Annotated in this window: 24 protein-coding genes; 6 read left to right on the top strand and 18 right to left on the bottom strand. The window is 67.5% G+C overall.

The genetic code is table 11. The annotated features are described in order from the left end of the window. The 4 genes from O1Q03_RS27100 to O1Q03_RS27085 form a co-directional block, all read right to left on the bottom strand. On the bottom strand, positions 1 to 938 hold a 938-nt coding region (locus tag O1Q03_RS27100; protein ID WP_269507109.1), incomplete at its 3' end, for an aminotransferase. A gap of 37 nt (positions 939 to 975) precedes the next feature. Then, positions 976 to 2,313 (bottom strand): glutamine synthetase family protein, encoded by a 1,338-nt coding sequence (locus O1Q03_RS27095; RefSeq protein WP_269507108.1) that lies wholly within the window; start codon positions 2,311 to 2,313, stop codon positions 976 to 978. A gap of 29 nt (positions 2,314 to 2,342) precedes the next feature. Continuing rightward, on the bottom strand, positions 2,343 to 3,128 hold the full coding sequence (locus O1Q03_RS27090) for a gamma-glutamyl-gamma-aminobutyrate hydrolase family protein (RefSeq protein WP_269507107.1): 786 nt from the start codon (positions 3,126 to 3,128) through the stop codon (positions 2,343 to 2,345). A gap of 281 nt (positions 3,129 to 3,409) precedes the next feature. After that, positions 3,410 to 3,592 carry a hypothetical protein gene (locus O1Q03_RS27085; protein WP_006402789.1) on the bottom strand — a complete coding sequence of 61 codons (183 nt, stop codon included), beginning with the start codon at positions 3,590 to 3,592 and terminating at the stop codon, positions 3,410 to 3,412. A 456-nt stretch (positions 3,593 to 4,048) separates the two neighbouring features. On the opposite strand from O1Q03_RS27085, the gene O1Q03_RS27080 reads away from it, so the two are divergent. Continuing rightward, the gene (locus tag O1Q03_RS27080) at positions 4,049 to 4,600 is read left to right on the top strand and encodes a cupin domain-containing protein (protein WP_269507106.1); all 552 of its coding nucleotides are present in this window, start codon (positions 4,049 to 4,051) and stop codon (positions 4,598 to 4,600) included. 86 nt (positions 4,601 to 4,686) lie between these two features. Then, a complete protein-coding gene (locus O1Q03_RS27075) occupies positions 4,687 to 6,177 on the top strand; it encodes an aldehyde dehydrogenase (RefSeq protein WP_269507104.1) in 1,491 nt (496 codons plus the stop codon). A 60-nt stretch (positions 6,178 to 6,237) separates the two neighbouring features. Here O1Q03_RS27075 and O1Q03_RS27070 read toward each other — a convergent pair whose 3' ends face one another. Continuing rightward, positions 6,238 to 6,438 carry a heavy-metal-associated domain-containing protein gene (locus O1Q03_RS27070; protein ID WP_269507103.1) on the bottom strand — a complete coding sequence of 67 codons (201 nt, stop codon included), beginning with the start codon at positions 6,436 to 6,438 and terminating at the stop codon, positions 6,238 to 6,240. Between the two features lie 328 nt (positions 6,439 to 6,766). On the opposite strand from O1Q03_RS27070, the gene O1Q03_RS27065 reads away from it, so the two are divergent. Together O1Q03_RS27065 and O1Q03_RS27060 are read left to right on the top strand one after the other, a co-directional pair. After that, positions 6,767 to 7,099 carry a cupredoxin domain-containing protein gene (locus O1Q03_RS27065; protein ID WP_269507102.1) on the top strand — a complete coding sequence of 111 codons (333 nt, stop codon included), beginning with the start codon at positions 6,767 to 6,769 and terminating at the stop codon, positions 7,097 to 7,099. 12 nt (positions 7,100 to 7,111) lie between these two features. Continuing rightward, positions 7,112 to 7,948 carry an FTR1 family iron permease gene (locus O1Q03_RS27060; protein ID WP_269507101.1) on the top strand — a complete coding sequence of 279 codons (837 nt, stop codon included), beginning with the start codon at positions 7,112 to 7,114 and terminating at the stop codon, positions 7,946 to 7,948. 119 nt (positions 7,949 to 8,067) lie between these two features. Here O1Q03_RS27060 and O1Q03_RS27055 read toward each other — a convergent pair whose 3' ends face one another. The 9 genes from O1Q03_RS27055 to O1Q03_RS27015 form a co-directional block, all read right to left on the bottom strand. Continuing rightward, positions 8,068 to 8,286, bottom strand: a complete 219-nt coding sequence (locus O1Q03_RS27055) for a hypothetical protein (RefSeq protein WP_006477594.1) — start codon at positions 8,284 to 8,286, stop codon at positions 8,068 to 8,070. Then, positions 8,286 to 8,798 (bottom strand): hypothetical protein, encoded by a 513-nt coding sequence (locus O1Q03_RS27050; RefSeq protein WP_269507100.1) that lies wholly within the window; start codon positions 8,796 to 8,798, stop codon positions 8,286 to 8,288. Before O1Q03_RS27050 ends, O1Q03_RS27055 begins: the two co-directional genes overlap by 1 nt. Before the next feature lie 70 nt (positions 8,799 to 8,868). Continuing rightward, positions 8,869 to 9,189 (bottom strand): helix-turn-helix domain-containing protein, encoded by a 321-nt coding sequence (locus O1Q03_RS27045; RefSeq protein ID WP_269507099.1) that lies wholly within the window; start codon positions 9,187 to 9,189, stop codon positions 8,869 to 8,871. After that, positions 9,182 to 9,547, bottom strand: a complete 366-nt coding sequence (locus O1Q03_RS27040) for a type II toxin-antitoxin system RelE/ParE family toxin (RefSeq protein WP_269507098.1) — start codon at positions 9,545 to 9,547, stop codon at positions 9,182 to 9,184. Before O1Q03_RS27040 ends, O1Q03_RS27045 begins: the two co-directional genes overlap by 8 nt. A 130-nt stretch (positions 9,548 to 9,677) precedes the next feature. Continuing rightward, positions 9,678 to 11,495 (bottom strand): glutamine--fructose-6-phosphate transaminase (isomerizing), encoded by a 1,818-nt coding sequence (gene glmS, locus O1Q03_RS27035; RefSeq protein WP_269507097.1) that lies wholly within the window; start codon positions 11,493 to 11,495, stop codon positions 9,678 to 9,680. Between the two features lie 51 nt (positions 11,496 to 11,546). Then, entirely contained in the window at positions 11,547 to 12,908 is a 1,362-nt protein-coding gene (gene glmU / locus O1Q03_RS27030) for a bifunctional UDP-N-acetylglucosamine diphosphorylase/glucosamine-1-phosphate N-acetyltransferase GlmU (RefSeq protein ID WP_269507096.1), read from the bottom strand. Positions 12,909 to 13,044: 136 nt separating this feature from the next. Continuing rightward, the gene (ttcA, locus tag O1Q03_RS27025; protein ID WP_269507095.1) at positions 13,045 to 14,055 is read right to left on the bottom strand and encodes a tRNA 2-thiocytidine(32) synthetase TtcA; all 1,011 of its coding nucleotides are present in this window, start codon (positions 14,053 to 14,055) and stop codon (positions 13,045 to 13,047) included. Beyond that, positions 14,052 to 14,456 carry a dihydroneopterin aldolase gene (locus O1Q03_RS27020; protein WP_269507114.1) on the bottom strand — a complete coding sequence of 135 codons (405 nt, stop codon included), beginning with the start codon at positions 14,454 to 14,456 and terminating at the stop codon, positions 14,052 to 14,054. Before O1Q03_RS27020 ends, ttcA begins: the two co-directional genes overlap by 4 nt. Positions 14,457 to 14,533: 77 nt before the next feature. Further along, positions 14,534 to 15,286 (bottom strand): SDR family oxidoreductase, encoded by a 753-nt coding sequence (locus tag O1Q03_RS27015; protein ID WP_269507094.1) that lies wholly within the window; start codon positions 15,284 to 15,286, stop codon positions 14,534 to 14,536. Between the two features lie 13 nt (positions 15,287 to 15,299). Between O1Q03_RS27015 and O1Q03_RS27010 the strand changes: the two genes are divergently transcribed. Then, positions 15,300 to 16,490, top strand: coding sequence for a class I SAM-dependent methyltransferase (locus tag O1Q03_RS27010; protein ID WP_269507093.1), 1,191 nt, complete (start codon positions 15,300 to 15,302; stop codon positions 16,488 to 16,490). A gap of 13 nt (positions 16,491 to 16,503) precedes the next feature. Next, positions 16,504 to 16,698 (top strand): DUF2905 domain-containing protein, encoded by a 195-nt coding sequence (locus tag O1Q03_RS27005; RefSeq protein WP_269507091.1) that lies wholly within the window; start codon positions 16,504 to 16,506, stop codon positions 16,696 to 16,698. Between the two features lie 63 nt (positions 16,699 to 16,761). On the opposite strand, the gene O1Q03_RS27000 is transcribed toward O1Q03_RS27005, so the two are convergent. The 4 genes from O1Q03_RS27000 to O1Q03_RS26985 form a co-directional block, all read right to left on the bottom strand. After that, positions 16,762 to 16,983, bottom strand: a complete 222-nt coding sequence (locus O1Q03_RS27000) for a hypothetical protein (protein ID WP_096508285.1) — start codon at positions 16,981 to 16,983, stop codon at positions 16,762 to 16,764. Between the two features lie 101 nt (positions 16,984 to 17,084). Further along, positions 17,085 to 17,993: a carbohydrate kinase family protein gene (locus O1Q03_RS26995; RefSeq protein ID WP_269507089.1), complete on the bottom strand. Its 909-nt coding sequence runs from the start codon at positions 17,991 to 17,993 to the stop codon at positions 17,085 to 17,087. Continuing rightward, the gene (locus tag O1Q03_RS26990; protein ID WP_269507088.1) at positions 17,990 to 19,273 is read right to left on the bottom strand and encodes an AGE family epimerase/isomerase; all 1,284 of its coding nucleotides are present in this window, start codon (positions 19,271 to 19,273) and stop codon (positions 17,990 to 17,992) included. The genes O1Q03_RS26995 and O1Q03_RS26990 overlap by 4 nt, the downstream gene beginning before the upstream one ends. Next, positions 19,270 to 20,289, bottom strand: a complete 1,020-nt coding sequence (locus tag O1Q03_RS26985) for a LacI family DNA-binding transcriptional regulator (RefSeq protein WP_269507086.1) — start codon at positions 20,287 to 20,289, stop codon at positions 19,270 to 19,272. The genes O1Q03_RS26990 and O1Q03_RS26985 overlap by 4 nt, the downstream gene beginning before the upstream one ends. Between the last annotated feature and the right edge of the window lie 175 nt (positions 20,290 to 20,464).

Below are 20,464 nucleotides of genomic sequence, written 5' to 3'. Positions count from 1 at the left end.
CCCTTGGCCATCGTGATCAGGTCCGGCTCGAAGCCGAAATGCTGGTGTGCGAACCATTCGCCGGTGCGGCCGAACCCGCCGATCACTTCGTCGGCGACGAGCAGGATGTCGTACTTGCGGCAGATCCGCTCGATTTCCGGCCAGTACGTCGACGGCGGGAAGATCACGCCGCCCGCGCCCTGGAACGGCTCGCCGATGAACGCCGCGACGTTCTCCGCGCCGAGTTCGAGGATCTTCGCTTCGAGCTGCTGCGCGCGTGCGAGGCCGAATGCGTCGGGCGTCTCGCCCGGCTGCGCTTCGCCGAAGAAATACGGCTGGTCGATGTGCACGATGTGCTCGACCTTCGACGGCATCTGCTCGTGCATGTAGCCCATCCCGCCGAGCGTGCCGCCGGCGATCGTCGAGCCGTGATAGCCGTTCTTGCGCGAGATCACGTATTTCTTCTGCGGCTTGCCCTGCACGCGCCAGTACTGATGCACGAGCCGCAGCACGGTGTCGTTGCCTTCCGAGCCGCTGTTGCAATAGAAGAAGTGGTTGAAACCCGCGGGTGTCACCTCGGCGAGCATCGCCGACAGCTCGATCACCGGCGGGTGCGTGGTCTTGAAGAACGTGTTGTAGAACGGCAGTTCCTGCAACTGGCGATACGCGGCGTCCGCGAGCTCCTTGCGGCCGTAGCCGACGTTCACGCACCAGAGCCCGGCCATCCCGTCGATCACCTTGTTGCCGTCCGAGTCCCACAGGTAGACGCCGTCGGCCTTCACGATCACGCGGCTGCCCGCGCGATTCAGCGCGCCCATGTCGGAAAACGGGTGGATGTGGTGCGCGGCGTCGAGCGCGCGGTATTCGGCGCTCGAGCGTGCCTGCGTTGCGCGCGGCGCGGCGGCCGCGGCGGTCGGCGAGGCCGGCTGGATCCAGGCAGATTCGTTGCGGTAGGTCATGTTTCCTCCGTATTTCGGTAGTGCGTTGTGCGCGCGCTTATACGTGCAGCAGCAGATGGCGGCGTTCCCACGAGCTGATCACGCGGAAGAACGCTTCGTATTCGGTTTCCTTCAGCGCGAAATACGCCTTCAGGAACTTGTGACCGAGAATCTCGCCCAGCGGCTCGCACGCGGCCATCAGCGTGAGGCCTTCCTCGAGGTTGCGCGGCAACTGGTACGGCAGGCTGTAGCCGTCGCTCACCAGCGGCTCGGTCGGCTCCAGGCGCTGCGTCATCCCGAGATAGCCGGCCGCGAGCGTGGCCGCCAGCGCGAGGTACGGGTTGCAGTCGACGCCCGGGATCCGGTTCTCGATGCGGCGCGCGGCCGGGCCCGAGTGCGGGATGCGGAAGCCGACCGTGCGGTTGTCGTAGCCCCACTGCACGTTGATCGGCGCGGCCATGAAGCGCGACAGCCGGCGATACGAGTTGATGTACGGCGCGAAGATCGGCATCAGCGCGGGCGTGTATTTCTGCAGGCCGGCGAGGTAGTTGTAGAACACCGACGTCGCGCCGCCGGTTTCCGGCGACGTGAACAGGTTGCGGCCCGTTTCCTCGTCGACGATGCTCTGGTGCACGTGCATCGCGGAGCCCGGCTCGTTTTCCATCGGCTTGGCCATGAACGTCGCGTACATGTTGTGACGCAGCGCGGCCTCGCGCACCGTGCGCTTGAACAGGAACACCTGGTCGGCCAGCGACAGCGCGTCGCCGTGCATGAAGTTGATCTCCATCTGCGCGGCGCCGACTTCGTGGATCAGCGTGTCGATGTCGAGGTTCTGCGCTTCGCAGTACTCGTAGATGTCCTCGAACAGCGGATCGAATTCGTTGACGGCCTCGATCGAATACGACTGGCGGCCCGTCTCCGGGCGGCCCGTGCGGCCGACCGGCGGACGCAGCGGCAGATCGGGGTCCTTGTTCATGTCGACCAGGTAGAACTCGAGCTCCGGTGCGACGACCGGTTTCCAGCCCTTCGCCTTGTACAGGTCGAGCACGCGGCGCAGCACGTAGCGCGGCGAGATCTCGACCGGCGAGCCGTCGAAGTGCACGCAGTCGTGAATCACCTGCGCGGTCGGATCGACGGCCCACGGGATCAGGCGGATCGTCGACGTGTCGGGCACGCAGACCATGTCGGGATCGGTCACGCCGGTGAGCGAACCGTCTTCCGGATAGTCGCCGGTGACGGTCTGCACCATCACCGCCTGCGGCAGGCGCATCGATTCGCCGGACGTGAACTTGTTGCGCGGCGTGATCTTGCCGCGCGCGATGCCGGCCATGTCGGGAATGATCGCTTCGATCTCGGTGATCCGGTGCTGCTTCAGAAAGTCTTCGATGTCTTGCATGTCTGTTCTCGTTATGTGGGTCGGTGCGCTCAGGCGAGCGCGGCGGCGGCCGTGGCGCGCGTGCGGGCATTGCGGCGGGCGCGGCACGCGTCGCCGAACGCGCGGAAGATCGCGCTCGACAGCGGGTCCTGTGCATGCCGCCATTCCGGATGCCATTGCACGGCGAGGGCGAACGCCGGGGCATCGACGACGCTGACGGCCTCGATCAGGCCGTCCGGCGCGACGGCCTCGACGGCGAGGCCGGAGCCGAGTTGCGCGATGCCCTGCTTGTGCAGCGAGTTCACGTGCACGTCGTCGCGGCCGCCGGCGAGCGTGTGCAGCATGCCGCCCGGCGTCAGCCGCACCGTGTGCGCGGGGCCGTATTGCGTGTCCATCGGTGCGTCGTCGTCCTCGCGGTGATCGGCGAGGCCCGGCACGTCGTGCACGCGCTGATGCAGCGTGCCGCCGCAGACGACGTTCAGCTCCTGGAAGCCGCGGCATACGGCAAGCACGGGCACGCCTGCGGCGATCGCCGCGCGCAGCAGCGGCAGCGTGGTCGCATCGCGCGCAGGGTCGTGCTTCGTGCCGGGCGCGCTCGGCTCGCCGCCGTACAGGTGCGGCTCGACGTTCGAATAGCTGCCGGTAAACAGCAGCCCGTCGACCGTATCGAGCATGTCGTCGACCGACTGGCGATCGCCGAGCGCGGGCAACACCATGGCGAGCGCATGCGCGCCGTCGACGATCGCGGCGACGTACTTGTCGCCGACCGTATGCGACGCGTGTGCGCCGATCTGCGTGAAGTCGGCGGTGATGCCGACGAGGGGTTTCCTTTCCATGACGTCAATCAGTTGTCCGTAGGGCTGTCGCGTGCATCGTGCGGATGACGGCAAAACGCAGGCGCGACACGACCCCGCAGCCTGGCGAAAAGCGCAAGGCCGCTGATGAATGGGCGCAACGGGACGGTGTGGCGATCCGCGCTGCGCGCGACGGTCAGGCCGTCGTTCGTCTCATTGCGCGCGCTGCAGCAACGAATGCGCGAACGCGTTCCGTCACCGCGCAGACGATGCGCGTCGACGAACCGGCAACAGAAACGAACGACGAGAAAAGGGGAGAGGCGCTATGGCAGCAGCGACGCGACTTCGTCGGTATCGACGGCCACGAATGCGCGTGCGGAAACAGCGTTGTGACGCCGAACGGAACGACGGGACAGAATGGTGTAGATCGACAGGTGCAGCAGGCGAGGACTATGCCAGCCGCAACTGCCATCGGAAGCGGGAGCAGCGCTGCGCAAACTTCGCACATCGCCTCGATCCCACCTCACCAGAGGGCCACGGACTCTCACGATTACACTCGACTGGTTTGTTGAAAGTATTGAACACCTGATCGTTTTGGCGCGCTGGGCGTTTAAAATAATCGAGGTGCCGGACCTGCGTCATTTACATTGATCGGCATCAATCTGGTGTTGCGATAACGTTTTCTGCTGCCGATGAATGGCCAATGACGCTGACCTGAGAGCCAGCATATACGAGCCAAAAACGGCGTCAAATGTTTTTTGAGACTCGTATGTCAGGGCTTTCCCGAGCACTTCGAACAAAATATTCGTAAACGGAATGATGCGCGGGGTGTTCATTATTTCGAACACCTTGCAGGGTTTTCCCCTCTGATGCGCGGGATAAAGTGATTAGAATATTCAACGGCTACCTAATGCGTCGTTTCACTTTTTCACCGCACTACTATCGTGTCCGAAACCGAATCGATGTCCACCGAAGTCGCCGAGCGCCTGCGTTTCGTGCGCAACAAGCATGGCCTGTCGCAGCGCGAACTCGCGAAGCGGGCCGGCGTGACCAACGGCACGATCTCGCTGATCGAACAGGGCCGCGTGAGCCCGTCGGTCGGCTCGCTGAAGAAGCTGCTCGAATGCATCCCGATGAGTCTTGCGGAATTCTTTACGTTCGAGCTGGTTGAATCGCGCTCGATCGTGTCGCGCCGCGACGAGATGCCGAACCTCGGCAACGATGCGCTCGCATTCCATCTCGTCGGCGCGGGCGTGAAGGATCGCAACATGTGCATCATGCGCGAGGTCTATCAGCCGCTTGCCGATACCGGCCCCGAGATGCTCGTGCATGCGGGACACGAGGGCGGCATCGTCGTATCGGGCCGGCTCGAGCTGACCGTCGACGGCGCGACCTGGCTGCTCGACCCCGGAGACGGCTACTACTTCGAAAGCCGTTTGCCACACCGTTTTCGCAATCCCAGCGCGGAACGGCTCTGCGAGGTCGTGTCGGCCAATTCGCCGGCGACCTTCTGACCGCGCATCCCCGCATTCGCCGCCGGCAGGTTTGCCGTTGCGCGGCATGCCGCAGCGCGAATGCCACAACCATTGAGGCATCCTGAATGAACAAGTTGACTTTGGCTGACTGGCAAAACAAGGCGGCGTCGCTCGAGATCGAAGGGCGCGCATTCATCGACGGCGCGTCGCGCGACGCGCATGGCGGCAAGACGTTCGACTGCGTGAGCCCGATCGACGGTCGCGTGCTCGCGAAGGTGGCCGATTGCGGCGAAGCCGAGGTGAACGCAGCGGTCGCCGCCGCGCGCCGCGCATTCGATGCGGGCGTATGGGCCGGGCTCAACCCGCGCGCACGCAAGGCCGTGCTGCTGCGCTGGGCCGCGCTGATGCGCGAACACCTCGACGAGCTGTCGCTGCTCGAAACGCTCGACGCGGGCAAGCCGATCGGCGACACCACGACGGTCGACGTGCCGGGCGCCGCGTACTGCGTCGAATGGTTCGCCGAGGCGATCGACAAGGTCGGCGGCGAGGTCGCGCCGGCCGATCATCATCTCGTCGGTCTCGTCACGCGCGAGCCGGTCGGCGTGGTGGCCGCCGTCGTGCCGTGGAACTTCCCGATCCTGATGGCCGCGTGGAAATTCGGCCCGGCGCTCGCGGCCGGCAACAGCGTCGTGCTGAAGCCGTCGGAGAAATCGCCGCTGACCGCGATCCGCGTCGCGCAGCTCGCGTACGAGGCCGGCATCCCGGCCGGCGTGTTCAACGTCGTGCCCGGCGCGGGCGAACCGGGCAAGCTGCTCGCGCTACACCGGGACGTCGACTGCATCGCGTTCACCGGCTCCACGGCGGTCGGCAAGCTGATCATGCAGTACGCGGCGCAGTCGAACCTGAAGCGCGCGTGGCTCGAACTCGGCGGCAAGTCGCCGAACATCGTGCTGCCCGATTGCCCGGATCTCGACCGCGCGGCGCAAACGGCGGCCGGCGCGATCTTCTACAACATGGGCGAGATGTGCACGGCCGGCTCGCGGCTGCTCGTGCATCGCGACATCAAGGATGCGTTCATCGAGAAGCTGGTCGCGGCCGCGCGTGCGTACGTGCCCGGCAATCCGCTCGATCCGTCGGTGTCGATGGGCGCGATCGTCGACGGGATCCAGCTCGAGCGCGTGCTCGGCTATATCGATGCGGGGCGTAGCGAAGGCCGGCTCGTCACGGGTGGTGCGCGGGTGAAGCAGGAGACGGGCGGCTTCTACGTCGAGCCGACGGTGTTCGAGGTGAAGGCCGATGCGAAGATCGCGCGCGAGGAGATTTTCGGGCCGGTGCTGTCGGTGATCGTGTTCGACGACGTCGATGAAGCGGTACGGATTGCGAACGATACCGAGTACGGGCTCGCGGCGGCCGTGTGGACGTCGAACCTGACCACCGCGCACGACGTGTCGCGCCGGCTGCGGGCGGGCACGGTATGGGTGAACTGCTACGACGAGGGCGGCGACATGAACTTCCCGTTCGGCGGCTACAAGCAGTCGGGCAATGGCCGCGACAAGTCGCTGCATGCGCTCGAGAAGTACACGGAACTGAAGTCGACGCTGATCCGGCTGCGCTGACGCGATGCCGGGCGCGGGCGCGGCGCCGTCCGGCGGTGCGCCCGCAGCCGTCGGCGCGCGTTACGCGGCGCGCAGCGCGGGATGGAAGCCGGCGGCCTCGATGATCGACTGCACGCGCTCGGCGCCATGCGCCGAGTCGACCTTGACGATCTTCGCGGCGACGTCGATGTCGAGCTTCGCGGCGGGGTCGGCGGCCGTCACCGCGCGCGTGATCGCGTTGGCGCAGCCGCCGCAGGTCATGTCCTGGACTTCGAATTCCATCGTGTTCTCCCGGGTTGATGGTTGAAGAATGCGCACAGGATGAAGCTTGCCATGCTGGGAAGGTCAAGCGCCTCCCGCAGCGATGTGCCGTATTAGCTATTTGTAATGCTGAAGTCTGATGAATTGCCATCCGCTTGCGTGCGTCAGTCCGAATTTTTCCCGATTGACGGCTGCGCATTATGGAAGAAATCCGGCGGAGCCTTGCGCGGCAATGCGCGCGTAACGCCGACGCCGCACGATCCCCATGAGCCAAGTAAGGGTACTTCGCGGTGAAAATGCGAATCGATCTTACTATCGATTCCCTTCGATATTTCCGTTCATTACGCACATGACCCGTTTCGCTATCGGTTTCGCACTGGCCCTGCTGGGCGCCTCGGCAACGTCCGCATTCGCTGCCGACGACGTCGTCAACCTGACGTTGAAGGACCACAAGTTTTCGCCCGATGGCGTGACGATCCCCGCCGGCAAGAAAGTGAAGTTCGTCGTGAAGAACCTCGACACGACGCCCGCGGAATTCGAGAGCGACGACTTCAAGGCGGAGAAGGTCGTGCCGGCCGGCAAGTCGGTCGAAATCCTGGTCGGGCCGCTGAAGGCCGGGACCTACGAGTTCCACGACGAGTATCATGAAGCGCAGTCGAAGACGCACCTGACCGTCAAGTAAGCCGATACCGATATGCTGTCTACTGCCCTGATCGTCTTTCGTGAAGTGCTCGAGGCCGCGCTGGTGGTCTCGATCGTGATGGCCGCCACCAAGGGCGTGCCGCGGCGCGGCTGGTGGGTGGGCGGCGGGCTGGTCGGCGGCGTGGTCGGCGCCGGGCTGATCGCGGCGTTCGCCGACGTGATCTCGCAATGGGCGTCCGGCATGGGCCAGGAAGTCTTCAACGCGGGCGTGATGTTCGTCGCGACGCTGATGCTCGCGTGGCACTGCATCTGGATGAGCCGCCACGGCCGCGAAATGGCGCTGCACATGGGCCAGGTCGGCCGCGCGGTCGCGGCCGGCAGCCGGCCGCTGACGGGGCTGGCCATCGTGGTCGGCGTCGCGGTGCTGCGCGAGGGCTCCGAGGCCGTGCTGTTCCTGTACGGCATCGCGGCGGGCGATCCGGGGCAGACGCCGCAGATGATTGCCGGCGGGCTGCTCGGCGTGCTCGGCGGTGCGGGGCTCGGCTACGCGATGTATGCGGGCCTGCTGCAGATTCCGTTGAAGCGGCTGTTCTCCGTCACCAACGGGCTGATCGTGCTGCTCGCGGCGGGCATGGCGAGCCAGTGCGTCGGCTTCCTGCTGGCGGCCGGCCTCGTGCCGTCATGGGGCGATGCGATCTGGGACACGTCGTGGCTGCTCAAGGAGTCGAGCATCGTCGGCAAGGCGCTGCATACGCTGATCGGCTATACCGCGCGTCCGGCGGGCATCCAGATCGCCGCGTACGTCGCGACGCTGGTGACGATCGTCGTGCTGGCACGGGTTGTCGGCCGGCCGCAGCAGGCGATGAGGCCGCCGCACGCCGCTGCGTGAGTATTCCGGGTTTCAATGCACAAGGGGCGTCATGGACGCCCCTTGTTGCATGTGCAGTGCGCGCCGCAACCCGAGCGGCCCCTGCGATGGCGGCCGAGGATGCGCGCGGTTGCGGTGGGTCAGCTGTGGTTGTCGATCCACGCGCGCGCCCATTCGAGTCCCGCATCGCGCGCGTCGTCTTCGGTGTCGAACACGCCGAGCACGCCGGACGCCTCGACGAGCCGGTTGTTCTGCGTGATCGTGCCGCTTGCCGCGAAGCGCTCGGGCTGCATGATCTCGTCCTGCTGCAGGATCGCGTGGCCCCAGATCTGGTAGCCGTGGTAGGTCTGCGCTTCCATTATCGAGTCACCTCCGCGGAGCGGCCGTGCGCGCCGACTTGCAGCACGTTGCCGTCCGGCGTGTATTGACGCGGGATATCGCAGAAGGTGAGCGCAGGCGTCGCGTCCGGTGCGGCTGGCTGCATCACCGTGAGACGCCCCGGCGCCGGGTGCGCGACAGGGCGCGGGGCGGCCCGCGTTTCGGTCGCGGCTGCGGCCGGCCGGTGCGAGCCGGCCTTCACGGCCTGCGCGACGCGGCGCTTGTGCGGTTTCGCGGCGGCTTTCGGCGTGGCGCTCGCGTGCTTCTCCGCGCTCTTGCCGGTGCGCGCGTCGGCGCTGGGGCGGGCGGCTGGCGTACGGGCATCCGGCGTACGGGCATCCGGCGTACGGGCATCCGGCGTACGGGCGTCTGGCGTACGGGGCGCAGGCTGCCGCGCCTCGGGCGGGTTCCAGACCTCGACATAGTGCTCGGCGGCCCAGCCGGCCGACGCGAAGGTCAGCGCCAGCAATCCGCATCCAAACAGTTTTACCATTGTCTCTCCGTCATATTCGTTGCGGCGCGCGTCCGGTGTATGCCGTGCATGTGCATTCGGGGAAGCCGGCTCAGGAGAACACCTCGAGCCCATGTTTCTCGACGATCTGCAGCATGCGCGCAGCGATGCCGCTGGGCCGCTTGTCACCCTGTTCCCATTGACGGATCGTCGATGTCGTGGTGTTCAGGTAGAGCGCGAACACGCTCTGGCTGACGTTGACCGACTTGCGGATGCGGGCGATCGCTTCCGGATCGAATTGCGGCGCGGCTTCGATGCAGAGATCGTCGTATTCCCGCATCGTCTTCTTGTCGATCAGGTTGGCGCGATAAAGCCCCGACGCGGCGCTGTGGATCGCCTCCGTCGCGTCGCTCTTGAATCGACTCTTAGCCATTGCAAATCTCCACCCACTCTTTCAGGGCAACCAGCGTCGCGATGTCGCTGTCGGTGTGTCGGCCGACATCCGCGGCGAGCTTTCTGAAGGCGCGCAGTTCGCGTGCGTCGATGTTGTCGCGGTCGCATTTTGCGAACTGGAACACGAACACCCACGTGTGCCCGACCTTGCCCAGCACGATCCCGCGCTGCCGATTCCCGTCGAGGCGCTTCTTCCAGACGTTCCCGCCGAGATCGATGCCCTGGCCGCGGGCCAGTTCCCGCGCCGCGCGGCAGAGCTCGCCATCGGCGATTCCCGCTTTCCCGGCTGCCTTGTGAAACCACTTCGTCTTGAAGACGCGTCGTACGGAAGCAGACATGTCGAGCCGGTCGAGTTAGCACAGGATTATATACCACTACGTGGTACATATTTCGACCTGGCCGAATGGCCGGCTGCACGCCGATACGACGTCCGGACGGCCCGACGACGGCCCGTCCGGCCAGGCAGCCTTACTCGACCGTCACCGATTTCGCGAGGTTGCGCGGCTTGTCGACGTCGGTGCCGCGCGCACACGCGGTGTGATACGCGAGCAGCTGCAGCGGCACGACGTGCAGGATCGGCGACAGTTGCCCGTAGTGTTCCGGCATCCGGATCACGTGCAGGCCGTCGTCGTTGACGATCTGCGTGTCGGCGTCGGCGAATACGTACAGCTCGCCGCCGCGCGCGCGCACTTCCTGCATGTTCGACTTCAGCTTCTCGAGCAGCGTGTCGTTCGGCGCGACCGTGACGACCGGCATCGCTTCCGTGACGAGCGCGAGCGGCCCGTGCTTCAGTTCGCCGGCCGGATAGGCCTCGGCGTGGATGTACGAGATTTCCTTCAGCTTCAGCGCGCCTTCGAGCGCGATCGGGTAGTGCAGCCCGCGGCCGAGGAACAGCGCGTTTTCCTTGCGCGCGAATTCCTCCGCCCACGCGATGATCTGCGGCTCGAGCGCGAGCACGCTGTTCAGCGCGGTCGGCAGGTGGCGCAGCTCCTTCAGGAATTGCGCTTCCTGCGCGGCATCGACGTGCCCGCGCAGCTTGCCGAGCGTCGCGGCCAGCACGAACAGCGCGACGAGCTGCGTCGTGAACGCCTTCGTCGACGCGACGCCGATCTCGGTGCCTGCGTGCGTCAGGAACTGCATCTCGGTCAGGCGCACCATCGCGCTCGTCGCGACGTTGCACACCGCGAGCGTATGCGTGTGGCCGAGCGACTGCGCGTGCTTGAGCGCCGCGAGCGTGTCGGCCGTCTCGCCCGATTGCGAAATCACGAGCACGAGCTGGCGCGGGTTCGGCACCGACTCGCGGTAGCGGTATTCGCTGGCGATCTCGACCTGGGTCGGGATCTTCGCGATCGATTCGAGCCAGTACTTCGCGGTGAGGCCCGAGTAGTAGCTGGTGCCGCACGCGAGGATCAGCAGGCTGTCGATGTCCGCGAACGCGGCGGGGGCCGCATCGCCGAACAGCGTCGCGTCGAAGGCTTCCGTCTGCGGCACGGTGTCGCCGATCGCGCGCGGCTGCTCGAAGATTTCCTTCTGCATGAAGTGACGATAGGGCCCAAGCTCGACCGCGCCGCCGTATGCGCTGACCACGCGGATCTCGCGCTGCACGGTGGCGCCGTGACGGTCGACGATCGTCACGCCATCGAGCGACAGCTCGCACACGTCGCCTTCCTCGAGGAACGTGAAGCGGTCGGTGCTGCCCGCGAGCGCGAGCGCATCGGACGCGAGGAAGTTCTCGCCGTCGCCGTGACCGACGACGAGCGGCGAGCCTTGGCGCGCACCGACGACGGTGTGCGGCTGGTCCTTGTGGATCACGGCGATCGCATACGCGCCGTGCAATTGCTGCACGGCTTCGCGCACGGCTGCGAACAGGTCGCCGCGGTACAGGCTGTGCACGAGGTGCGCGATTACTTCGGTGTCGGTCTGCGACACGAATTCGTAGCCCTTCGCACGCAGCGCTTCGCGCAGCGGCTCGAAGTTCTCGATGATGCCGTTGTGAACGAGCGCGAGCGCGTTCGACGAGAAGATCGGGTGCGCGTTGTGCGTGACGGGCGCGCCGTGGGTCGCCCAGCGCGTGTGCGCGACGCCCGTCATGCCTTCGAAGTGCGACTCGCGCACCTGTTCGTCGAGATCGGCGACGCGCGCGACGCTGCGCGCGCGCTTCGGTGCGCCCGGTTCGAGCACGGCGACGCCGCACGAATCGTAGCCACGGTATTCGAGGCGCCGCAATCCTTCGATCAGCACCGGAACGATATTACGCTGCGCAACTGCGCCGACAATGCCGCACATGAAAATCTACCCTCTATGTGGAAATGGGCGCCGCGCGGCGCCCGCATGATGTTAATTTTTCTTCTTGACCGGGCGGACGTAGCCGCTCTTCGCGGTCTGCGTCTTCTCGTTCAATGCGAGGACGCCTTCGGCGACGTCCTTCCAGATCGTCGTGCCGGCCGCGATCGTCACGCCGCGCCCGACGCGCACCGGCGCGACGAGCTGCGTGTCGGAGCCGATGAACACGTCGTCCTCGATCACGGTGCGGAACTTGTTCGCGCCGTCGTAGTTGCAGGTGATCGTGCCCGCGCCGATGTTCACGCGCGCGCCGATGTCGGCGTCGCCGATGTACGTGAGGTGATTCGCCTTCGAGCCGTGGCCGATCACCGCGTTCTTCACCTCGACGAAGTTGCCGACGTGCGCTTCGTCCGCGAGCTGCGCGCCCGGGCGCAGCCGCGCGTACGGGCCGATCACGGTGTTGGCGCCGAGCTCGGCGCCGTCGATGTGCGTGAACGCGTCGATGCGCGTGCCCGCGCCGATCGACGCGTTGCGGATCACGCAGTTCGCGCCGATCGTCACGTTGTCGGCGAGCGTCACGTTGCCTTCGAACACGCAGTTCACGTCGATCGACACGTCGCGGCCGCAGCGCAGCGTGCCGCGCACGTCGACGCGGGCCGGATCGGCGAGCGTGACGCCGTCGACGAGCAGCGCATCGGCGACGTTGCGCTGATGGATGCGCTCGAGCTCCGCGAGCTGCGTCTTGCTGTTCACGCCGAGCGTTTCCCACTCTTCGTCGGGCTGCGCCGTGACGACCTCGAAGCCGGCCTCGATCGCGAGCTCGACGACGTCCGTCAGGTAGTACTCGCCCTGCGCGTTCTCGTTCTTCAGCGCACCGAGCCACATCGACAGCTGGGCCGTCGGCGTGACGATGATGCCGGTGTTGATCTCGGCGATCCGCAGCTCTTCCGGCGACGCATCCTTCTGCTCGACGATGCGCGTGACGAAGCCGGACGCGTCGCGCACGATGCGGCCGTACCCGGTCGGATCGTCGAGCGTGACGGTCAGAATCCCGTAGCGGCCCTCGCGCGCGGCGTCGACGAGACGCCGCAGCGTGGAGGCACGCGTGAGCGGCACGTCGCCGTACAGCACGAGTGTCGGTTGGGCGGGATCGAGGAGCGGCAACGCCTGGCGCACCGCGTGGCCGGTGCCGAGCTGTTCGGCCTGCACCGCGAACTGGACGTCGGGCGCGGCGACCGCGGCCTGGACCTGCTCGGCGCCATGACCGACGACGACGACGAGCCGGGACGGCTGCAGCGTGCGCGCGGTGTCGATGACGTGGGAGAGGAGCGGCCTGCCGGCCAGGGGGTGAAGCACTTTCGGCAGCGCGGAACGCATGCGCTTGCCGGTGCCTGCCGCCAAAATCACGATATTCATGGCGCCAGCTTGTCTGAGGAGTTTGAAGCCGTCCATTTTAGCATGCGGCCCCTGGCGTTCCGGGCGTGTCGCGGCGCGGCGACACTGCCGAAAAGGGGCTCGCTTCGCCCCGTTCCGGCCGGCGTTCGGGCCCTGCTTACAGATCGTCGAACTGGACGATCGAGATCGGTCGGGCCGCGCCGGGCTTCGCGGCGCCGGGCGCGCCCGCGTCGTCGCCCGATCCGCACGGCTCCTCGTCGAACGCGATGTCGCCCAGCGGATCGGCCTGGCCTGTCGCGCGCAGCGACGCGAACGGGAACTGGGTCGTATCCATCAGGTGCGACGGCACGACGTTCGACAGCGCGCTGAACATGTTGTCGACGCGGCCCGGGAAGCGCTTGTCCCATTCGCGGATCAGCGCCTTCATTTCCGCGCGCTTCAGGTTCGGCTGGCTGCCGCACAGGTTGCACGGGATGATCGGGAATTCGCGCAGCTCCGCGTATTTCTCGAGATCGGTTTCCTTCACGTACGCGAGCGGCCGGATCACGACGTTCTTGCCGTCGTCCGACTGCAGCTTCGGCGGCATCCCCTTCAGCTTGCCGCCGTAGAACATGTTGAGCAGCAGCGTCTGCAGGATGTCGTCGCGGTGGTGGCCGAGCGCGATCTTGGTCGCGCCGAGCTCGCCCGCCACGCGATACAGGATCCCGCGGCGCAGCCGCGAGCACAGCGAGCAGGTCGTCTTGCCTTCCGGCACGAGCCGCTTGACGATGCTGTAGGTGTCCTGGTTCTCGATGTGGAACGGCACGCCGACCTGCGTCAGGTACTCGGGCAGCACGTGCTCGGGGAAGCCCGGCTGCTTCTGGTCGAGGTTGACCGCGACGATGTCGAAGTCGATCGGCGCGCGCTCGCGCAGGCGCAGCAGCACGTCGAGCATCGCGTAGCTGTCCTTGCCGCCCGACAGGCACACCATCACCTTGTCGCCCTGCTCGATCATGTTGTAGTCGCCGATCGCCTGGCCGACCTGGCGCACGATCCGCTTGAACAGCTTGTTGTTCTCGTACGCTTCCTTCTGCTCGCGGCGCGTCAGCGCGCGGCGGCCGGTGTCGGCGACGGTGGCTTCGATGGCGACGCCATCGGCCGCCGTGTCATTCATGTGGGGGGCGTTCATTGGCGCTCCTCGTCCTTGATGCGAAAGACTTCGACGCCGACGGCGTCGCAGTCCGGATAGGCGTCCGGTTTCTCGGTACAGACGCGTACCGCGCGCACGGTGTCGTGCGCCAGCAGGTGCGCGGCGATCGAATCGCACAGCGTTTCCTGCAGATGGATGTGGCCGCGCGCCAGGCTCTGCGCGACGCTCTGTTTCATCAGGTCGTAATCGACGACTTCATGCAGCCGGTCGTCGACGGGGGTGGACAGCGCGAGCGGTACGAACAGGTCGATGTTGATGACGACGCGCTGCTCGCCGCGCTTCTCGTGTTCGAAGGCACCGATGTTGATGTGCACCTCGTAGTCGCGCAGGTAGAGCCTGCGGCAATCCGCGAGGCGGGGGTGCAGGAGAGCGGAAAACATGGTCGTCCCAGTCAAATTGGCGTGCGCGCACGCAAAGCGGTGCGGGCGGCGGTGATCAGGCCGCGCGCCCGCGCGGTTCATTCATTCGGGCCGGCGGCAGGCGGCACGAGGTGCTCGCCGCCGTCGACGGTCAGCGTCGCGCCCGTCACGCCGGGCGCGCTCGCGAGATAGCAGGCCGCCGCCGCGATGTCGTCCGCGTGCGGCGCGTGGCCGCGCACGAGCGCCGCGACGCGCACCTTCGGTGCGAGCGCCAGCGCCAGCGCGGATGTCGCGCGGTTCAGCGCGGCCTGCATCAGCGCGTGCGACAGCTGCGCTGGTGCAGGATGAAACAGGGCCTGATCCAGTACGTGGATCGCGCACGCACGCAGCGTTTCGTCGTCGCGCGCGGCGTCGGGGGTCGCGTCGGCGAGCGCGCGGGCCAGCGCGAGCGGCGCCGTCACGTTGCGCGCGAGTGCGGCCGCGAGCGACGCGCCGTCGACCGTGTGCGCGTCGTCGGCGCCGGCGCACGCGCTCACGAACACGGCGCACGCGGGCCGGCCCAGCGCCGCGCGGCATGCTCCGACGAGCGCGGCCGCATCGGCTTCCAGGGCCAGATCGGCGTCGAGCACGGCCGCGCGGCGGCCCAGCGCGGCGACGTCGGCGACGACAGCATCGGCGGCCGCACGCGGCGTGCCGGGGCTGCACTGCAGTGCGACGTCCCAGCCGCGCCGCGCGAACGCCGTCGCGAGTGCCCGACCGATCGGCGCGGCATCGGCCGCGCTGTCCAGTGCACCTGCGACGAGCGCGACGCGCGGGGGAGACGTGTCCGGCGAATCGGCTGAAACGGTCATTTACAATGCCGGGATGAACCCGAAAGCTCACGAACCCGCTAGTTTACCTGCTCCCGGCCCTGACGCGCTCGCGCAGTCCGAAACCCTTGCCGCGCAATTGCGCGACGAGATCGCGGCGGCAGGCGGCTGGCTGCCGTTCGACCGCTTCATGGAGCGCGCGCTATACGCGCCCGGCCTCGGCTATTACAGCGGCGGCGCGCGCAAGTTCGGGCGCCGCGCCGACGACGGCAGCGACTTCGTGACGGCCCCCGAGCTGTCGCCGCTGTTCGCGCAGACGCTCGCGAATGCCGTCGCGCAGGCGCTCGCGGCGAGCGGCACGCGCAGCGTGATGGAATTCGGCGCGGGCACCGGCAAGCTCGCGGCCGGCCTGCTCGCGGCGCTCGACGCACTCGGCGTCGAACTCGACGAATACCGGATCGTCGATCTTTCGGGCGAACTGCGCGAGCGGCAGCGCGACACGATCGCGGCCGCTGCGCCGGCGCTGGCGGACAAGGTGCGCTGGCTCGACGCGCTGCCCGTGCGTTTCGACGGCGTCGTGATCGGCAACGAGGTGCTCGACGCGATGCCGGTGCGGCTGTTCACGAAGGCGGGCGGTGCGTGGCTCGAGCGCGGCGTCGCGCTCGACGCGCGGCACGCGTTCGTGTTCGACGACCGGCCCGCCGGGCCGGCCGGCGTGCCGCCGGTGCTCGCGATGCTCGACGTCGACGACGGTTACCTGACCGAGACGCACGAAGCCGCGCTGGCGTTCACGCGCACCGTGTGCACGATGCTCGGGCGCGGCGCGGTGCTGCTCGTCGACTACGGCTTTCCCGCGCACGAGTACTACCACCCGCAGCGCGATCGCGGCACGCTCATGTGCCACTACCGGCATCACGCGCACGACGACCCGTTCCTTTACCCGGGCCTGCAGGACATCACCGCGCACGTCGAATTCACCGGCATCTACGACGCGGGCGTCGGCACCGGCGCGGATCTGCTCGGCTACACGTCGCAGGCGCGCTTTCTGCTGAACGCGGGCATCACCGACGCGCTGGGCGCGCTCGATCCGTCCGATATCCACAGCTTCCTGCCGGCCGCGAACGCGGTGCAGAAGCTGATCTCGGAGGCCGAGATGGGCGAGCTGTTCAAGGTGATCGCGTTCTCGCGCGGCATCGACGGCACGCTCGATGCGTTCGCGCGCGGCGACCGCTCGCACACGCTCTGATCGGGAGCCCCGCATGCTGCGCTGGCTGATGATGTCGTTCGTCGCGGTGATGATCCTGTCGCGCTGCTGGCCGTGGCTCGGCAAGCTCGGCGTCGGGCGGATGCCGGGCGACGTCACGCTGACGCTTGGCGGGCGGCGTTATCCGTTCCCGTTCATGTCGACGCTGGTGCTGACGATGCTGGTGTCGATGGTGGCGCGGCTGCTCTGAGCCGCATCGAAGCAGGCGGCGCGTCGCGGGCAGGCCGCGGCGCGCGCGTGACGGTGCGGCGCGTTACAGTTCGATTTCGCCGAGGATCCGGTGCGCGAGCGCCTTGGCCTCGTCGAACGCCTCTTCCTCGCTTGGGCTCGTGCTGTGGACGTCGTAGCGCATGTTCTCCGTCTCGTCGCCGTCGTCCCGGGCGAGGATCACGTAGCCCTGGAACTGCCCGTTGCCGGCGTGCTGCGTATGCGCCTTGGCCGTGTAGATGCCTTTGGTGAACGTGTTCGTGTCCATCGTGCCTCTCCCGCAAAAGGACACTTCATCGTAGCACTGCGGCGCAGCATGTACAGCGCCGCTAATCGGCGACGGATCAGTGCGCCATCATCATCATTGCGTCACCGTTCGAGCAGCGCGACGACTTCGTCGAGCGTCGGCGCGTGCGCGCCCGTGTGCCGGCACGCGGCAGCGCCCGCGGCGAGCGCGAACGCGAGATGCTCGGGCCACGCGCGTTGCGGCGCGGCCATCAGGCTGAACAGCATGCCGCCGATCGATGCGTCGCCGGCGCCGACGGTGTCGACCACCTCGACGCGCGGCGGGCTGGCTTCGTGCACGCCGCCGTCCGCGTAGAGCGTCGCCGCCTGCGCGCCGCGCGTGACGAACACGGCTGCCCGCGGGTTCAGCGCGCGCACGGCTGCGACCGCGTCCGTGCCGTCGCCGCCGAACAGGTGGCGCAGGTCCTCGTCGGACACCTTGATCAGGTCGGCGAGGCTCGCCATCTTCTCGAGCGTGGGCCGGTACGCGGCCGTCATCAGGTTCCGGTAATTCGGATCGAAGCTGATCTTCACGCCGCGCGCGTGCAGGTCGGCCGCGAGCGCGACGAGCGTGCCCGCGAGCGGCTCGCGCACGAGGCTGATGCAGCCGAAATGCGCCCATTTCACGTGCTCGGTCCAGCCGGCCGGCAGGCGCGCCGGGTCGAATGCAAGGTCCGCGCTTGCTTCGCCGATGAAGAAATACGCGGGCGGCCGCGTCTCGTGGACGATCGCGAGCAGCGGTGCGCGCGGCACGCGCTGCAGGAAGCGCAGGTCGAGCCCGGCCGCTTCGCTGGTGCGCCACAGAACGTCGGAGAAACAGTCTTCGCCGATCGCGCCCGCTAGCGCGCTCGGCAAGCCGAGCCGCGCGACCGCGCGCGCGACGTTCCAGCCGGCGCCGCCCGGCACCGACGTCCATTGCGCGTCGCCCGCGCGCACCATGTCGGTCAGGATGTCGCCCGCCGACACGAAAGCCGGAAACGCGCCGCCGCTCATTGCGTCGACTCGCTGCGTGCGCCCATGCGCGCGAGGGTCGCGAGCACGTCGTAGCATGCGCCCATCGTGTGATAGTCGGTCTTGCCGGCCGGGCTCTTCTCGTCGCTGTACTTGCGGTTGTCGCACGTGAGGATCCGGTACCACGCGCCGTAGCGGTGATCGACGAAATGCGCCCAGCTGTAGCGCCAGATCTCGTCGTACCAGTCCCAGAAGCGTTCGCTGCCGGTGCGCGCGCCGAGCATCGCGGCGGCCGCGAAGGTTTCCGCCTGCACCCAGAAATACTTGTTGTGGTCGCAGATCGTGAAGTCGGGGCCGAAGCCGTAGCACAGGCCGCCGTGATCGGTGTCCCACGCGTGCGTGAGCGCCGCGTCGAACAACTCCGCCGCGCGCGGCACGAGCCAGTCGAGCGGGCGATGCCGCTCGAGGATCAGCAGCAGCTTCGCCCATTCGGTCTGATGGCCGGGCTGGAAGCCCCACGGACGGAAGATGTTCGAGCTGTCTTCCTTGTTGTAGTCCCAGTCGACCGACCAGTCCGCGTGGTAGTGCTCCCACACGAGGCCGCCCGACAGCGCGGCCTGGCGCTGCGTGATGTGGGTCGCGAGCTTTTCCGCGCGGTCGAGGTAGGTGACGTGCCCGGTCGCCTCGTAGGCTGCGAGCAGCGCTTCCGTCATGTGCATGTTCGCGTTCTGGCCGCGGTACGACGACACGATCCAGTTGGGTGTCGCGTCGTCCGCGTAGAGGCCCGCCGCCGCATCCCAGAAGCGGTGTTCGGCGAGCTCGTAGGTCGACGCGATCAGCGCGCGCGCTTCGTCGATGCCGGCCATCGTCGCGTGCGCGGCGGCCAGCAGCACGAACGCGAGCCCGTAGCAGTGGCGCGTGCCGTCGAGCGTCGCGCGCTTCGCGCCGTCGCGCCAGTCCAGTTCCCAGTCGTAGCCCTTCAGTTCGTCGTCCCAGTGCGCGTCGCGCAGGAAGCGCAGCCCGTGGCGCGCGTAGTCGAGATCGCGCGGATCGCCGAAATGGCGGTACGCCATCGCGTAGTTGAAGACGAACCGGCAGCTGCTGACCAGGTGCCGCGACGTACGGTTGTAGACGCTGCCGTCGTCGCGGAAGTAGTGGTGGAAGCCGCCCGTCGGATCGAACGCGTTCGCCGCGTAGAAGCGCAGCGTGTCCTCGACGTGCGACAGCAGGAACGACGGATCGCGGAAGCTCGCGACGAACGGCGCCGCTTGCGCGTGGGCGGCCGGCGCGGCCGTGCGGGATTGGACCGGGGGCATGTTCATGATTCGGTGACCGTGGCGGTATCGAGTGCCGGCGCGCCGGCGGGCTGGCTGCTGGCCCGCACGATCAGCTCGACGGGCAGGGAGAGCTCGGTGCGCTCGGGCGCTTCCGCGAGCAGCAGTTCGACGCCGCGGCGGCCGAGCGCTTCCTTGTCGACGGCGAGCGTCGTGAGCGGCGGATTCGCATGCGCGGCGGCCGGGATGTCGTCGAAGCCGACGATCGCGATGTCTTCCGGAATCCGCACGCCGCGCGCGATGCACACGCGCTGCGCGGCCAGTGCGGCCGCGTCGTTGTACGCGAATACGGCGTCGGGGCGCGGGCCCGGCGCGTCGAGCAGGCGCTGCATCGCACGCGCGGCGCCCGTGTCGGGGTCGAGCCCGGCGTCGATCGTCACTTCGTAGGCCGGGTCGAACAGCCGGCCGGCCTCGAAGAACGCGCGCCGGTAGCCGATGGCCCGCTGCGCGATGCTGTAGTGCGCGGCCGAGCCGCCGATGAACGCGATCCGCGAGCGGCCGATGGCGAGCAGGTGGCGCATCGCGAGCGCCGCGCCCGTCGCGTTGTCGACGTTCACCGAGCGCAGGCCGGGCGCCCACAGGTCGATCAGCACGAGCGGGCGGCCGGTCGCGGCGAGCGCCTCGATCGTCTCGGGCTCGATGAAGCCGGCCACCGCGATCGCGTCGGGCGCGTGCGGCCGCATCTGGCGCAGCACGTCGTCGTTCGGGCCGACCGTGAGCAGCGTCGGCACGATGCCGCGCTCGCGGCACGCGTCCTCGACGCCGTGCAGCACGTGCGAGAAGAACGGGCTGGCGGGAAAGCGGTTGTGCTGGCGGTGCAGCAGGAAGGTGAGCCGGCGGATCCGGGGCCGCAACTGGGCCGGGTCGTAGCCGAGCCGTTGCGCGATCTCGACGATGCGCGCCCGCGTGGCCTCGGACAGGCCCGGCTGGTTTTTCAGCGCGCGCGAAACGGTGCCGATCGAGACCTCTGCCGCCCGCGCTACGTCGCGAATGGTGGTGCCCATCGTTCGGGGTCCGGTTTGTTTAGGGTGACGGCGATTGTATAGTAAAAACCAGCGCGTAATTCGGGCCGGATAACCGGGGAATACCCGAAAATAGCGGGCTTTTAGGCGCTAATCTGCGAAAACATCGTTACTAAAAATACTAAACAAAACGCGAAAAAGGCAAGGTTGTCGCGAG

Origin of the sequence: Burkholderia sp. IMCC1007, from assembly GCF_027257875.1 — a bacterium.
In the GTDB taxonomy this organism is placed as follows: domain Bacteria; phylum Pseudomonadota; class Gammaproteobacteria; order Burkholderiales; family Burkholderiaceae; genus Burkholderia.
This window is presented reverse-complemented; position numbering and strand designations above follow the sequence as displayed.

Bases quoted from the DNA above. Each gene is read 5' to 3' on its own strand.
- O1Q03_RS27095 (WP_269507108.1), bottom strand. From the start codon at position 2,313: ATGCAAGACATCGAAGACTTTCTGAAGCAGCACCGGATCACCGAGATC.
- O1Q03_RS27090 (WP_269507107.1), bottom strand. From the start codon at position 3,128: ATGGAAAGGAAACCCCTCGTCGGCATCACCGCCGACTTCACGCAGATC.
- O1Q03_RS27080 (WP_269507106.1), top strand. From the start codon at position 4,049: ATGTCCACCGAAGTCGCCGAGCGCCTGCGTTTCGTGCGCAACAAGCAT.
- O1Q03_RS27075 (WP_269507104.1), top strand. From the start codon at position 4,687: ATGAACAAGTTGACTTTGGCTGACTGGCAAAACAAGGCGGCGTCGCTC.
- O1Q03_RS27070 (WP_269507103.1), bottom strand. From the start codon at position 6,438: ATGGAATTCGAAGTCCAGGACATGACCTGCGGCGGCTGCGCCAACGCG.
- O1Q03_RS27065 (WP_269507102.1), top strand. From the start codon at position 6,767: ATGACCCGTTTCGCTATCGGTTTCGCACTGGCCCTGCTGGGCGCCTCG.
- O1Q03_RS27060 (WP_269507101.1), top strand. From the start codon at position 7,112: ATGCTGTCTACTGCCCTGATCGTCTTTCGTGAAGTGCTCGAGGCCGCG.
- O1Q03_RS27055 (WP_006477594.1), bottom strand. From the start codon at position 8,286: ATGGAAGCGCAGACCTACCACGGCTACCAGATCTGGGGCCACGCGATC.
- O1Q03_RS27050 (WP_269507100.1), bottom strand. From the start codon at position 8,798: ATGGTAAAACTGTTTGGATGCGGATTGCTGGCGCTGACCTTCGCGTCG.
- O1Q03_RS27045 (WP_269507099.1), bottom strand. From the start codon at position 9,189: ATGGCTAAGAGTCGATTCAAGAGCGACGCGACGGAGGCGATCCACAGC.
- O1Q03_RS27040 (WP_269507098.1), bottom strand. From the start codon at position 9,547: ATGTCTGCTTCCGTACGACGCGTCTTCAAGACGAAGTGGTTTCACAAG.
- glmS (WP_269507097.1), bottom strand. From the start codon at position 11,495: ATGTGCGGCATTGTCGGCGCAGTTGCGCAGCGTAATATCGTTCCGGTG.
- glmU (WP_269507096.1), bottom strand. From the start codon at position 12,908: ATGAATATCGTGATTTTGGCGGCAGGCACCGGCAAGCGCATGCGTTCC.
- ttcA (WP_269507095.1), bottom strand. From the start codon at position 14,055: ATGAACGCCCCCCACATGAATGACACGGCGGCCGATGGCGTCGCCATC.
- O1Q03_RS27020 (WP_269507114.1), bottom strand. From the start codon at position 14,456: ATGTTTTCCGCTCTCCTGCACCCCCGCCTCGCGGATTGCCGCAGGCTC.
- O1Q03_RS27015 (WP_269507094.1), bottom strand. From the start codon at position 15,286: ATGACCGTTTCAGCCGATTCGCCGGACACGTCTCCCCCGCGCGTCGCG.
- O1Q03_RS27010 (WP_269507093.1), top strand. From the start codon at position 15,300: ATGAACCCGAAAGCTCACGAACCCGCTAGTTTACCTGCTCCCGGCCCT.
- O1Q03_RS27005 (WP_269507091.1), top strand. From the start codon at position 16,504: ATGCTGCGCTGGCTGATGATGTCGTTCGTCGCGGTGATGATCCTGTCG.
- O1Q03_RS27000 (WP_096508285.1), bottom strand. From the start codon at position 16,983: ATGGACACGAACACGTTCACCAAAGGCATCTACACGGCCAAGGCGCAT.
- O1Q03_RS26995 (WP_269507089.1), bottom strand. From the start codon at position 17,993: ATGAGCGGCGGCGCGTTTCCGGCTTTCGTGTCGGCGGGCGACATCCTG.
- O1Q03_RS26990 (WP_269507088.1), bottom strand. From the start codon at position 19,273: ATGAACATGCCCCCGGTCCAATCCCGCACGGCCGCGCCGGCCGCCCAC.
- O1Q03_RS26985 (WP_269507086.1), bottom strand. From the start codon at position 20,289: ATGGGCACCACCATTCGCGACGTAGCGCGGGCGGCAGAGGTCTCGATC.